At 41.3% G+C, this 13,835-nt stretch carries 12 protein-coding genes; 4 read left to right on the forward strand and 8 right to left on the reverse strand.

Annotated features, from left to right (window positions below; all coding sequences use genetic code 11):
• Positions 1–104: 104 nt before the first annotated feature.
• The 4 genes from GXP67_RS18800 to GXP67_RS18815 form a co-directional block, all read right to left on the reverse strand.
• Positions 105–1,409: a tetratricopeptide repeat protein gene (locus GXP67_RS18800; protein ID WP_162444552.1), complete on the reverse strand. Its 1,305-nt coding sequence runs from the start codon at positions 1,407–1,409 to the stop codon at positions 105–107.
• A gap of 13 nt (positions 1,410–1,422) precedes the next feature.
• Positions 1,423–2,121 carry a BamG-related protein gene (locus tag GXP67_RS18805; protein WP_162444553.1) on the reverse strand — a complete coding sequence of 233 codons (699 nt, stop codon included), beginning with the start codon at positions 2,119–2,121 and terminating at the stop codon, positions 1,423–1,425.
• Between the two features lie 573 nt (positions 2,122–2,694).
• Positions 2,695–3,423 (reverse strand): type III pantothenate kinase, encoded by a 729-nt coding sequence (locus GXP67_RS18810; protein ID WP_162444554.1) that lies wholly within the window; start codon positions 3,421–3,423, stop codon positions 2,695–2,697.
• 124 nt (positions 3,424–3,547) lie between these two features.
• Positions 3,548–4,606: an FAD:protein FMN transferase gene (locus GXP67_RS18815; RefSeq protein WP_162444555.1), complete on the reverse strand. Its 1,059-nt coding sequence runs from the start codon at positions 4,604–4,606 to the stop codon at positions 3,548–3,550.
• Between the two features lie 253 nt (positions 4,607–4,859).
• Here GXP67_RS18815 and ruvB point away from each other — a divergent pair, with 253 nt between their 5' ends.
• A complete protein-coding gene (gene ruvB / locus GXP67_RS18820) occupies positions 4,860–5,891 on the forward strand; it encodes a Holliday junction branch migration DNA helicase RuvB (RefSeq protein WP_162444556.1) in 1,032 nt (343 codons plus the stop codon).
• Between the two features lie 92 nt (positions 5,892–5,983).
• Here the strand turns inward: ruvB and GXP67_RS18825 are convergent, their stop codons facing one another.
• From GXP67_RS18825 to GXP67_RS18835, 3 genes are all read right to left on the reverse strand, one after another.
• The gene (locus tag GXP67_RS18825; protein WP_162444557.1) at positions 5,984–7,702 is read right to left on the reverse strand and encodes an McrB family protein; all 1,719 of its coding nucleotides are present in this window, start codon (positions 7,700–7,702) and stop codon (positions 5,984–5,986) included.
• A 35-nt stretch (positions 7,703–7,737) separates the two neighbouring features.
• The gene (locus tag GXP67_RS18830; RefSeq protein ID WP_162444558.1) at positions 7,738–10,002 is read right to left on the reverse strand and encodes a right-handed parallel beta-helix repeat-containing protein; all 2,265 of its coding nucleotides are present in this window, start codon (positions 10,000–10,002) and stop codon (positions 7,738–7,740) included.
• A 340-nt stretch (positions 10,003–10,342) separates the two neighbouring features.
• A complete protein-coding gene (locus GXP67_RS18835) occupies positions 10,343–10,960 on the reverse strand; it encodes a cupin domain-containing protein (RefSeq protein ID WP_162444559.1) in 618 nt (205 codons plus the stop codon).
• Between the two features lie 29 nt (positions 10,961–10,989).
• On the opposite strand from GXP67_RS18835, the gene GXP67_RS18840 reads away from it, so the two are divergent.
• Positions 10,990–11,199 carry a hypothetical protein gene (locus GXP67_RS18840; protein ID WP_162444560.1) on the forward strand — a complete coding sequence of 70 codons (210 nt, stop codon included), beginning with the start codon at positions 10,990–10,992 and terminating at the stop codon, positions 11,197–11,199.
• On the opposite strand, the gene GXP67_RS18845 is transcribed toward GXP67_RS18840, so the two are convergent.
• Positions 11,196–11,879, reverse strand: coding sequence for a helix-turn-helix domain-containing protein (locus tag GXP67_RS18845; RefSeq protein WP_162444561.1), 684 nt, complete (start codon positions 11,877–11,879; stop codon positions 11,196–11,198). The genes GXP67_RS18840 and GXP67_RS18845 overlap by 4 nt on opposite strands.
• 92 nt (positions 11,880–11,971) lie before the next feature.
• On the opposite strand from GXP67_RS18845, the gene meaB reads away from it, so the two are divergent.
• The gene (meaB, locus tag GXP67_RS18850) at positions 11,972–12,967 is read left to right on the forward strand and encodes a methylmalonyl Co-A mutase-associated GTPase MeaB (protein WP_162444562.1); all 996 of its coding nucleotides are present in this window, start codon (positions 11,972–11,974) and stop codon (positions 12,965–12,967) included.
• Positions 12,968–13,027: 60 nt separating this feature from the next.
• Complete coding sequence (locus tag GXP67_RS18855) at positions 13,028–13,702, forward strand: C40 family peptidase (protein ID WP_162444563.1); 675 nt, start codon at positions 13,028–13,030, stop codon at positions 13,700–13,702.
• The last annotated feature ends 133 nt before the right edge of the window (positions 13,703–13,835 follow it).

The raw sequence follows: 13,835 nt of genomic DNA on the forward strand, positions 1-13,835 counted from the left end.
CCTACAAACAGACATTGTGAAAAAAAAGACAGGGTGGTGTACCCTGTCTTTTTTTGTATAAAAATATATGATATGTTATTAAATAGATGCAGTGGATTCACTGTTTATTTCTTTTGCAAGGTAACAGTTTCATTGATCCAGCAGCCGGTACTCATTTGCTTGCCGATCTGTTCTGTCATTCCATGGGTGAATATTTCTTCGGCTGTTGGGAAATATTGTCTGGCTTTGGCCATGTTCGCTTTATCACCAGCTTTCTGGTACATTTCATATGCAGCAATGGCCCACAATTTAGCTTTTACTGGATTTGAATCAGTACATTCTTTATGGCTACTCAGATATAAGTTACCAATGGCTGTATAGGCAGCAGTTTTTCCGCTTTCAGCCGCTTTCAGGTAATAATTACGGGCAGATTGATTAGCTCCTTTACGGTCATGTACCTGGGCAATTTCAATATAGGACTCCGCTTTTTCAGAAGGGCTGCTTGCATACTTGATAGATTCTTCATAATAGGCAGAGGCCTTGTCATAATTTTTGCCTGATTCCTGAATTTTGGCTAATACCCGGTATACACCATAGCTTGGTTCTGCTTTCACCATGGCTTCACCGGCTTCCAGGAACAATGGATCTTCTGTACATTTTCCGGTTGCCATCAGGCCAAATATTTTCTTAGCCATTGCTACATCAGTAGGGTTTTGCTTGAACTTAGGACCTAACTGATTCTTAACGAAGTTACAATCAATTTTTACACAAGATTGTAACATCTGGTCTACATATGTACGAGCCTGTGCCCAGTTTTGCTGTTTGCTGGCATCAGCACCACTTGAGTTTTTATCAATAATAGAGCTGATCTCGTCAAACTTAGCTAATACCTGCTCATCTGTAAAAGTACCTGCTGATTTTTTCTTGCAGATCAAATCCATGTAATACTGTATGTTCGGACTATATGTAGCTTCTTTATTTAAAGCCACTATCTTCTCATACAGCGGAAATAACTGATCTACAGAATTAGGACGGCTTGATAGATATGGATAAGCTTTTAGACCCTTTCTATTTAAAACTTCTGCTTCTTCCTTAAAATATTTTGCTTGTAAGTCATACATTGCTAGTGCAGAATCCTGATATACAACCAGTTGCTTAGGATCTTTGGTCTGGTCTACTAAGCCTTCATAAGTTTGTCTTCCTTTTACATATAAATCCTTGCCCAATTCAGGCGCATTTTTCAGCAACCATGATAGAGGTACAGCGGCAGATTTAAAGTCTTTAAGCTTTACATTATCTGAAAACAGGGCGTATTTTTCCTGAGCTTCAGCAGCTTGAGAACCCCAATTAGGAGCTTGAGCTTTTATCAGACCGGAAAAACCCAATAATAAGGCTAAGGTTAACATTACATGTGCTCTCATAATCATCATTTTTCTCTTTTTTTTAATCTATTTTTTGTTTAACAAACCATCCATCGTATAGGCCATTCAAAGTAAAGCCGAGGGATACTTTAAAATATTGCTCTTTAATCAAATTACTATTTAAGGTTCCTCTCTGTCCCCAGGTAAATGCCAGGTTCAGGTCTGAAATGCCTCTGCCTACGGGGAGGGAAGTGCCAAAATTGATGCCAAAGTCATTCAACTGCTCGCCATTTAATGAAATAGGTGTTTTGCTGAAATTGACACCTGCCCTGTAAGTCATTCTTTTAAAATAGCTGGATATTGATGTAATATCTGGAATAATTTCTCCCCCTACAGCCAACGTATAACTGTTATTTAAGGTTTCCTTTACTTCAAAATCTTTAAACTCAGACCAGTTCTGATAAGAAAAATCTGCGGTTAAAGCCCAGCTAAATGGCCTGTCTATACTTAAACCAAATCTATATTGACCCGGTAGCCTGACACTGCCTTTTACATCGCTGGATAAAGTATCATATCCCGCAGTAATAGGCAATCCCGTTGAAGGTATCCTGGTTTGAAATCCTACAAAACGTTTACCTTGTATGTCGCCCTGGAAATCGTATACAAATCCGGCATTCAAAAATAATTTGTCTTTTAACTTTCTGCGGTAAGCGATGCCGGTTTTTACTATAATATCTGAATAATTTGTCCGGTTTACATAAGCTATTCCTAAAGCACCCACAGAGTCAGTAGTGACCCAGGAAATAGATTCCTGCGTGATGTTGCCAAAAATATAGCTTGCCTTAATACCAACATATATATTATCTTTTGGCTTGCTAAGTATATGAAAGCCATTAGTAAAATCAACACTGGTTAACCCTCCATTTCCTTTAAATGTATACCCGGCCTGATACTCAGAACCAGGAATAGCTTCAGCCGTTTTTATTTCATAACCTACGGTACTATATGGCCTGAGTCCGGCGGAAATTGTCCAGCGTTTTGCAACTGGAAAGGCAAATGCCAGGTAACTCAGGTTACCCCCTACATCTTTCTGCGAAGCTGAATTAGTTTGAATGGTTTTATATTGACCATTAACCCCTACTTCAAAAATGGTAGTTTTGTTTCTCCCTAAAAGGGCAGGGTTTACGTAATTAATATGAAATGCATCTGAATAACTGGCACCAGTACCCCCATCCCCTGAGCCGGGACAAAGGCAGGAGAATTTATATCTCCAACGCCAATCTGCGAGTAAGGTGAATTACCTATCCCTTGGGCAAATGCAGTCGTGGATACTATCAGTGATAAAAAAATAATTTTATACAAGAGAGACATTATATTCAAGAATCCTATTTAAACCGACAAGCACTAGTTCCGGGATTACAAATATGCTTTCTTTTATTTTGTTTTCAAAGAAAGTCGCATCTCCGCCGCAAAATATTACATGCATTTTACTAAAATTTTTTCGATATTCCTTGATAATTCCTTCTATTTCGCAGGTCATTCCATGAATCGCTCCGCTTTGCATAGCTTCAATGGTATTTGTACCTGTTAAAGGAACAGTATCTGGCTCTGGCTCAAGTAAGGGAAGCCGGGCAGTAAATGTATGCATAGCTTTAAAACGCATTTGTAAGCCCGGAGAGATACTGCCGCCCCAGTAATTTTTTTGTGCATCAACAAAGTCATAGGTAATGCATGTACCCATATCTATCACCAGGCAAGCATATTCTCCATAAAGATAAGTAGCGCCACAAACGGCTGCCAGTCTGTCTTTTCCAAGCGTTTGAGGTGTCTGGTAACGATTGGTGATTGGAACTGGTAACAGGTGGTCGAGGACGAAGACTTTATCTAAGAATGGCTGCAATGCTTGCTGGAAAATAGTACTATCCTGGTTTACAGAACAAATAATACCATAGGCGGGCGCATGCTGGTTAATATGCGTTGTAATGTCCTGTAAACTTACATGGGGATAGGTAGCGATTAGCTGGTTGTTTTCGAAGAATGCTATTTTAGTAGAAGTATTCCCTGCGTCAATAATTAGGTTCATGAAATAGAAAGTTTAAACCCATTTCCTTGAAGAATAGCGTATAGCAAAAGTTTACGCGTGTGCTTCTGATTAATAAAAAGGAGGAAAAAGCGAAAATTACAGATTACTTCCGGGTTTATTGTTATTAAATGTTTTCAATATACGGTTTGATTCCTTCAGAGGTATAAGTCTGGAGTTTGCCATTTGTGCCAGCTGTTACAAAAAAAGCATCCAGGTCTTTATGCGTCTTTAGTAATTCAAGCGCTTTCTCTTGCCCGATCACCATAAAAACGGTGGCATAGGCATCTGCAGAGATACAATCTTTGGCAAATACCGTTACGCTTAGCAAAGAATGCTGTACCGGATAGCCGGTTTTAGGGTTAATGGTGTGTGCATATTTTTTGCCATCCTGTTCATAATAGTTCCGGTAGTTGCCAGAAGTAGCCAGTGCCCGGTTGTTCAGTTGTACAATCGCCTGCAACACATCTCCGCCTTTCTGTTCATACTCCGGATTGTTAATACCAATGGTCCAGTATTTATCCTCCGCATTTTTTCCTTTGCACAACACTTCTCCACCTACCTCAATCATATAGTTTGTAATACCTTTCGATTCCAGAAAATTGCCCAGTACATCAGCAGCATATCCCGGGGCTATGGCGTTAAAATCTAGATACATGCCTTCTTTTACCTTGCGCACCGATTGCTCATCAAAGGAAATACTATCGAAACCCACGTACTGCAATAAGGAATCTATTCTGGCCTGGGTGGGTGCTTTGCGTTCTTTGCCTGTTCCAAATCCCCAGGCATTCACCAGCGGACCTACCGTTGGGTCGAAAGCGCCGCCTGATACTTTGTATACTTCCTGCGTTTTTTTTAGTACCGGGTAAAAATAAGGAAGCTTAAAAGCTACGGCATGACCTTTATTAAACTGGCTTATTTCAGAATCAGGGCGATAGGTAGAGAGTGATTGATTAAAGGCTTCCAGAATTGAATCTACAGCCGTTTGATACTTTACCGCTTTGCCAGGAGATGTTACATATTTGATGGCATAAGTGCTGCCCATGGTAGGACCGCTAAAAGAGGTGAGTATACCTTTTTGTATAACTTCATCTGTTTTTTTCGATTCCCGGAACTTGTATACAGCGAATATCGCAACGATCAGCAAGAGGCTGTAAATTGCATTTTTAATACCATTTTTGCTCATGCCTGCAAATATACATGTAAGGGTTCAGATCACGTAGAGATGCTATAAAATTTAGATAAAAAATGAGATTTTTACCGGGAATTCCGCATTTTTATGCGTAAATTAGAGGGATAATTATACACCTAATCACCAGCTGTTGCATTTTGGAGAAAGGCTGATTTAATCAATTTAAGCTGTATTTTTCCAAGAACGGCAGATAATTAGTCCGGAGATTGTTTGTAGCATAAAGAAAATTAAACAACCCCTTTTACACATGCGAGAAGAATATTTAAAAGGCTCTTCTGACCATATGTCCAGTGCCGAAAAAGAAATAGAAAAGGCACTACGCCCCTTGAGTTTTGGAGATTTTGCCGGGCAGGACAAAATTGTGGAGAACCTGAAAGTGTTTGTACAAGCTGCCAAACAACGCAGTGAAGCCTTAGACCATGTACTGCTGCACGGGCCTCCCGGCCTGGGCAAAACTACGCTTTCCCATATTATTGCTAATGAGCTGAACACTGGCATTAAAATGACTTCCGGTCCTGTGCTTGATAAACCCAGTGACCTGGCTGGCTTGCTTACTAATCTGGAGGCTAATGATGTGCTGTTTATTGATGAAATTCACCGGCTGAATCCTATTGTAGAGGAATATTTGTATTCGGCGATGGAAGACTATAAGATCGATATCATGCTGGATGCCGGCCCAAATGCCCGTACGGTACAAATCGGCCTGAATCCATTTACCTTAATTGGGGCTACAACCCGTGCCGGCCTGCTGACTTCTCCCTTGCGAGCCCGTTTTAGTATCAATGCCCGCCTGGAATATTATGATGCAAAGCTGCTTTCGTCCATCGTTAAACGTTCGGCTCACTTACTGGCTACACCTATTGTAGACGAAGCTGCTTTTGAAATTGCCCGCCGGAGCCGGGGTACACCCCGTATTGCCAACAACCTTTTGCGCCGGACCCGCGATTTTGCACAGGTGAAAGGAAACGGAACCATCACCATAGATATTGCCGAAATGGCTTTAAATGCCTTGGATGTTGATAAAGATGGCCTCGATGATATGGACAACCGCATTTTAAGTACCATCATCGAAAAATTCAAAGGCGGCCCTGTCGGACTTTCGACTATTGCCACTGCTTGCGGGGAAGAAGCAGAAACCATTGAAGAGGTGTACGAACCATTCCTGATTCAGGAAGGCTATCTCAAACGTACTTCTCGTGGCAGAGAAGCTACCGAACTTGCCTATAGGCACTTAGGTGTAGTAACCCCTATAGACAAAACCAAGGGACTATTTGATTAATGGTAGATAGTTTTAAATATTGAGTACTAAGTTTAAACCCCGCAAGAATTTCTGAATCTTACGGGGTTTTATTTTGAATATTGCCCAATCTTTTACCCCTCAACTGATTTCACCCTGATCTGGTAGTTTTCTTCAGTAAGTGACAGGTTGGCAGAACGCAATACCTCTTTTATCTGATCAGTACGGTTATTGAAGTATTCGTATAGCAGTGGAATAATCTTTTGATTAAAAATAGTCGGCAGGTCGGCCGATGTTTTTCCGATGAAATAGGAATGACCGATCATAAAATCGGTGCCTTTTTTCTCGCGGATGCTTTCATTTAATGTTTTTAGTACCTGGGCAAAGTCAGGAATTGGTTCATAGTTTGGGTACATACTGATGAATTCAAATCTTCGCCGCAAGGCAATATCGAGTAGCGCAATAGATTTATCAGCCGTGTTCATAGTACCTACCAGGTACAGATTCGGAGGTAAGGCAAAACTTTCTCCGGAAGGCAATGTTACCGTAAGTGCATTCTCTTTTCCATAGCGCTTGTCTTCTTCCAATAAGGTGATCAGTTCGCCAAATACCCTGGAAATATTGGCCCGGTTAATTTCATCAATGATTAGTACATACCGGTTAAGTTGCTGGTGTTCATTGCTTAGTTTGGCTTGCTGCTCAAACTTCCGGACGGCATTCACTACTGTTTCGTAATATGCTTTGTTAATCGCCTCCCGGATTTCCTTGCCGTAATACTTTTCCTTCAGCTTGTTGATATACAATAATCTTTCCTCATCCTTTACGATATCTCTTAAGGTTCGCCGTTTGTATTTTAAATAGGTGTCGCCAACTTCGTAAATAATAATAGATTTAAACTGTCCTTGTAACTCAATAATGGGCAGTTCTACTTCTTCCGTTTCCCGATTCATGGCCTCTACCAGTAACCTGTCCAGTAAAAGTTCAAAGGGAAGTTCGGGTTGTGATTTGTTTTGCTGGTAAGAAATATAATTGACTTTGGCCCGGTCTGCAATGCGTTTAAATACGCCATCTACCAGTTTGAAATAAAGATTTTCGGTGTTGCGGTTGGCATCCGGGCGCAAACCTTGTACAAAATCTTCGTAGGCAAAACTCTGATGAAACGTAATAAACTCGATCTGCTCATTTTCCCGGTAAATATCGTAGCGCCGTTTTACTTCCAACCGGTTTTCGGCTTCTACCTGGGCAAGCTTTTTCCCTTCAATAATAGCTACCGCATACGTAAGGGCATGATAGGTTTTGCCGGTTCCAGGGGGACCATATAAAATCTGGTTGAGTGGAAAAGATTTGGCAGACTCATACGTTTGCGCCTCTTCAGCCACAATAATCACTTCCAAGGTAGGCTGGGCAAAATACAAAGCGGCTAACTGATCGAAACGAATATATTTCCCGTAGAAAAATCTGGTATGAACATCCGGAAAAACAGATTGGATCTCATTCAGGCTAAAATGCAGTTCGTTGTAAGGATTATATGTCTGGTTAGTTCTATCTGGGCGGCATAAAGGGCCAAAATATTTGCTGCAAGCCAGGCCTACCGTTAAGAGGTGATGTTTTTCAACGGCTTTCAAAAAATCTGTCCGGAATAGCTGAGGCAACGACCGGGCACGGCGCAAGGCTTTTTCATCTACAAGCAACCTAGGTAAGCGGTAATCATTTTGTTCGAACACAACCGGCAAACTTTCGTAATTATCGCCACTGCATTTGTAATACAGCCGCATGGGCTGCGATGGACGCAATACTACAAACGCATGAATGGCTTGCCAGAGCTGGTCCCTTTGTATTTCTTTTGCAATCATCAGTGGGCGAAATATACTGATAAAAGTGAGAAATTTTATTGTACTTCCTCATCCGGTTTCAAACCAAAAACCAATGTAGCGAAGCCTCCGATTTCATAATGCTCTATTCTCAGCTGATGGGTTCCATGCAAGGGAAGTGAAACACTATCATACTCTGGTTCATGAGGTTTCCAGTGATCTATTACTTTTTTGCCATCCAGCCATATTCGTACACCATCGTCGCTGGTGACATGCAAAGTATAATGACCTTTAGGAACGGTAAAAGTACCTTCTGCAACAGTGGCAACAGAATCGGAGGGCATATCTTTTCCGAAACTTCCATACCAGTCGTAGGCTAAATTTTTAGTTTGTTCCGACTTGAACAGCTTTTTAGATTTGAGTAATTTCTGAAACGCTTCTGGTTTGGCCTGAGGGTCTGTGGATTTGTCGTATTTATACCATTGTACATTCCATTGCATAGGCACCGCAAATTTGCGGAAGTGAAACACATATGGTTTCCCGGCTGCTATTTTTTCTCCGAAAGTAGTAATAATGGCAGCACCTGTGTATTCCAGCTCTACATCAATATCAACCAGAGAGTCTTTATCTACTTGAGCTGTTAGTGTTCCTGGGATATTGCCAGAAGTAGCAGATAGCATAATACCTTTCTGTTTTTTCAGTTTCCATTTACCTGCCGGACCTAATAATTCAAATTCCCAATTGCCATTGGTATTTCTTTTTCTGGGCCATAGTACAGGTGATTTAAAATCATACGGTCCCCATTCACCTACAAGTATGTATTTTCTGCCACGCAATTGTGCAGGTTTAAGCATGGGATTAATTCCACCCGGCAAACTATCGGGCGCTTCTTTCTGAAGCACAGTTTCCAGAATTCCTTTTCCGATAGTATCTGCAAAAGCAACAGGCGCACTTTTCAGTTTTCCCGAAACGGGATTCAGAAAGTTTCTCTCATTGATAATATTTTTTGAAGCGGCAGAAGCTTGAATGTTTTTAGCGTCAAAATCCGCCAGATTATTGGAAACCAGATTAAGCTCATTCAGCATACTGTCTGATTTGAGTAAGGTAGTAAAATAATTGAATGTATTGTGCTCAATGAGAATTTCCCTGGTGCCATTGATCAGCAGGGGAGCAGGCGTATGATTAAATTGATTGCCAGCTATGGTATATTCCCGGCTTCTGGTATCCCGTTTCTGAGCATATCCCCAGTCTTTGGGTTGCGATTTCCGGCTGAACAGCCAGATTCCGGTTGTATCATTTTCAAATGTATTGTAGCCGATGGAATTTTCCTGTCCGTGTTCAATAGCGATGGCATATTTGTTTCCGGCAAACTGGTTGCCTAGTATCAGGGTATTAAAACTATACCCACCCCAGATGCCATGTGTACATTCCTCGATGCGGTTATTGATTACTTTATTGAGGCTGAATGTGATTTCTACCCCATTTGTCGGCGCATGCGAAAAATCATTTCCGTACAATAAATTATCATTGCAGCCACCATCACCAGTATCCATGGTATACTGGCCTGCCCAGAGAAAAAAACCGTCACCAGAATGGGTAGCAGAATTGTAGGCAAATGTATTTTCGGAACTTTGTTCATACACAAGAATGGCCGCTGAATCCTGCCCCCGCTGATATACACCATGACTATACCCTCTGACACACCAGTCGAGTTTGTTGTGCATGATTTTATTGCGGCTGGAGCGGTACATCCCAATTCCGATACCAGATAGAAACGAAAAGTTATTATTCCAGAAGGTACCTTCCTCACAACCAGTCAGCATTAAACCATTCTGCCCGCCGGTAATGGTGCAATGGCTAACCTGCGCCTGTGTGCAATTGCTCAGGTAAATTCCGGCACCATAACGAAGCCATTCGTCATTTTTGTTGCTGTGGTAGCTCATCCAGTCAGATACATCTTCCCGTTCCAGGGTGCTTCGTAAATGCTGCTTGTAATTATAGCTCAGGTCACAATAACTGATTTTCAGAAAGGCGCAATTCCGGGCAATTAAGCCGACTTTGTACCCCTTAATCACCGCATTTTTAATAGTAATATTACTGCCTTTAAGTTGCAGGCCAATTCCGGTATATTGATCAGGTGTGGTAGTCTGCGAAAACCCTTGTAAAACAGCGCCATTAAAATCAACGGTAATATTATCTCCTTCAATAAGAATTACACCATTCTCCATGCTGGTGGAAGAAAGTTTATAAATTCCAGGCTTAATCGTAGCAGATTTACGGATAATGGTACCGGCTTTCAAGGGGATGGTATTCTGAGCGATCAGATTTCCCGTGAAGGACAAGTAAAAGATTACAAACAGGCTGAACCGAAAAAAACCTCTTGAGCACTTGCAAAACCAGAAGATATTGCATACAATACTTCGAAAATATACATGGCCTTCTGTGGATACAGGTAAAAAATTTACTTTTTGATATAAATCGCTTTTTTTGCTTGTTTGCATGGGTGAAAGATTGCCATTCAAACAAATTTAACAATAATCACATACATTCAACTGCTTGTGTAAGAAAGCAAAGGGTTTAGATGTATCCGGTTTTCAATTCTTGCTTAAAAAATAAATCAGTAAAGAATAGTTGCCTGATCTTTACTGAATTCAAAATGTATAAACACTCATTTTGTACGTATTATGCTTTTAAGCCATATTTATCAATAATGCCCTGCCGCTGTTCGTGAAACCAGGTAATCCCAAACTTTTTATCCAATGCTGCAATTCTACTGGCAATTTCTGGAGCAGCTGGCGTCAGATTCTTTTTCATCATATCCGGGATAATCTGGTGAAACAGTTCATCCAGGTAATCTTCCAGGTTCTGGTTAAAGAAGCAGTCAATAAATCGCAAAGGTTTGTCCGAGGCATTCCAGAAAGTGTGTACAATGCCTCTGGGGCGAAAATTCCAGCCGCCTGCTTCTACCGTATATAATTCCTTTCCAATCATAATCGTAGCAGTGCCTTCCAGTACATACATCAGTTCATCCAGGTCTTTATGAATATGTGGGGCAGGTCCCATTTGTTTGGGTCCTAAAGCTCCCTCTATATTGGAAAACTGTTTATTGGTTTGGCTGGAATGGATGATCGTGCGGACATCCATATTGCCTGGTCCTGGGGAGAGTGGTACTCCGGGTGCAATAGTAAATGGTTTCAAGGAGGGAGTATCAGTTATAGTTTGATAAAATGATTCTGTTGGTGAACCTGCCATACCCATGCTGCCGATTACAGTGGTAGAAAGAAAATCTCTGCGTTCCATATAGTAGTGTAGCTTTATGATGTGTGAGTTTGTATCATAAAAATACTGCTGCCGGTTGGTCATTTAGTGGTAAAAAAGTGACGTTTTTAGTGCTCAAATACCGTAAACGTACGCTCTGGCACTTCTCTTTCGATTTCAAACAGCGATTGAGGGGTGAGGTTGGTAAATTCTTTGTAATCGCTTACCAGATGCTGGTAATCATAATAGCCACAAGCCAGTGCAATGGAGAGCCAGTCTAAGTGGGCTGTGCATTTTTCATCCGGTAAGCCCTGTCGAAACGGGTAATGCGGTCGAATGATTTAGGGCTAATGCCCTGGCGTTCTTCAAACTTACGGATAAATTGCCGCTTACTTAGACAAGACTGATCGGCAAGCCATTCCAGAGAAGCTGGATCTTTCTGATTCAAAATAAACAGGCTGGCTTTATCAACCGGATGTGCCTTTTTGTTCAGATGAATCATGAATAAATTGTTGAAAAATATCTCCAGAATACTGAACATCTCCGGCAAATCTTGTGCATTTATTAGTCTCTCACAAGTGATACGCACTTCTTTTCCCCATAAATTTTCGGCATCAACAAAAGAATTGGACAGTTCTTGTGGTAATATTCCCGTAAGCCGCAATAGGATACCGGGTTGCATCACTACTTTTATGGCTACAAAATCGTGTCCGCCATACCTGTTAATCGGAACATCATACATTCCATTGATAGCACACCTCGGGTAGGTAATGATCAGGGGTGAGTCGATAAGGCTGTATCTCTGTTTATCTCTGGCATAAAAAGTAATACAATGTTCGGGATGTGGTGTATGGTATTTTATTGGCAACGGACTATTTTTATCGAAAAAAAGACGGGTTACCTGATATTTACTAATATATTCCCGCAGGGCAGGCGATGGCGGAAAATTTTTAATAAGCATCGTATCCATTTTTATGAAGACTTTTATTGTATATCTCGCTGATTAGAAGCAGATCAGATATTAACAATATAGGTTTATTTATTGAACTTTCAATGTCTACAAGAAACAACAGGCTTCCGGCAGAAACATACGCAGCAGGTATTCTGGCAGGCGACCGCTTGTTGTTAAGCCGGGCGATTACGCTATCAGAAAGTACCTTACCTTCCGACCAGGAATTGTCGCAGGAAGTGTTACAACAAGTGTTACCTCATACTGGAAAGTCTATCCGTATTGGGATTACCGGTGTGCCGGGTGTTGGGAAAAGCAGCTTTATTGAAGTATTTGGAAATTATATCACATCGCTGCCTAAAAAATTAGCAGTGCTTGCCATAGATCCTACCAGCCAGATCTCAGGAGGGAGCATTATGGGTGATAAAACCCGCATGGAAACCCTTTCTAATCATCCACTGGCTTTTATCCGTCCCTCTCCAGCTGGAAATGCATTGGGAGGAGTAGCTACTCATACTAGGCAGGCATTAATACTCTGCGAAGCTGCCGGATATGAAGTAATTATCATCGAAACCGTGGGCGTAGGTCAATCCGAAACAGCCGTATACCACATGACGGATTTTTTTCTGCTGCTGATGCTGGCCAATGCCGGCGATGAATTACAGGGAATGAAACGGGGAATTATGGAAATGGCTGATGCCCTGGTAATCACCAAAGCTGATGGAGATAACCTCAATGCCGCACAAACAGCCAGAGTGACTTATGAAAATGCTTTGCATCTCTTTCCACCTTCTGCCAAACAATGGCAGCCGCAGGCACTTACCTGTTCGGCTTTTACCAAAGCAGGAATACCTGAAATCTGGGCATTGGTAGAAAAATTTTATCAGCACATGCAGGGTAAAGGCTTATTCGACTTACACCGGCAAAATCAAAATCTGTATTGGATGCACGAAATCATCAAGCAAACCTTGGAGAAACAATTCTATGAAAATACTGACGTAAAAAGGCTTCTTCCTAACTTACAAATTGATGTGCAATCCGGAAAAATAACGGCTTTAAGTGCTGCTCTGCAATTATTAAATAGTCTCCAAAAGAAGTGATCTGGCTGCCAGTCAAGGAATTGGAATTTATGGAGACATTTTTGTGTTATAACCAGAGCTATGGAACTAAAGAAACAATTATGGATTGCCTTGCAGGCGATAGCCCGGTTGCTTTGGCTGCTGGTACAAGAAGTCAGCAAACTAGTTTGGGCTGCGAGTAAATATATTTACAGGCACCGGAGAGAAATTGCCCGGTATAAACTCACCATTCCTGCGCTCATTATACTTTCTGTTTTCTGGACTGGCTTCCGTGTTTTATCTGATGTAAAGTCTATGGAGCAATCCAGGGAAATACCTATGGATGACTCAAATGACGCTGAACCAATAGTTCAATTTTCCAGTCATACTACTTCTGCTGACAACGACAGATTGTTCGAGCATATCAACGACTGGATAGGTACTCCCCAACGAGATGGACGAAACAGCAAATCAGGAACAGATTGTTCTGGATTTGTACAAGCGGTTTATAAAGAGGCTCTGGATATTGAATTAAGCCGGAGTTCTGAGGAAATGTACCGGAACGATGTCGAAAAAATTAATAAAGCAGAGTTAAGCGAAGGAGATCTGGTATTTTTTAATACCTATGGCAGTGGGGTTTCGCATGTGGGTATTTATATGGGAGAAGGCAAATTTGCTCATACTTCTACTTCCAAGGGAGTTACCGTTGATGCGATGGATTCGCCTTATTACGTCCGAAATTATTATGCCAGCGGAAGAATAAAGGGTAATATGTAACTTAAGTCAGGAAAGTACTATCCGATTGTGAGGAACGCTCCAGCTAGCAGCATTTTATATGGAATGTAAAACATCGAATAAGGAATAAAGAATGATGAAGAGATTTTGATCAATTCGATATTCAACATTCCTT

The organism is Rhodocytophaga rosea, from assembly GCF_010119975.1.
GTDB classification, from domain to species: domain Bacteria; phylum Bacteroidota; class Bacteroidia; order Cytophagales; family 172606-1; genus Rhodocytophaga; species Rhodocytophaga rosea.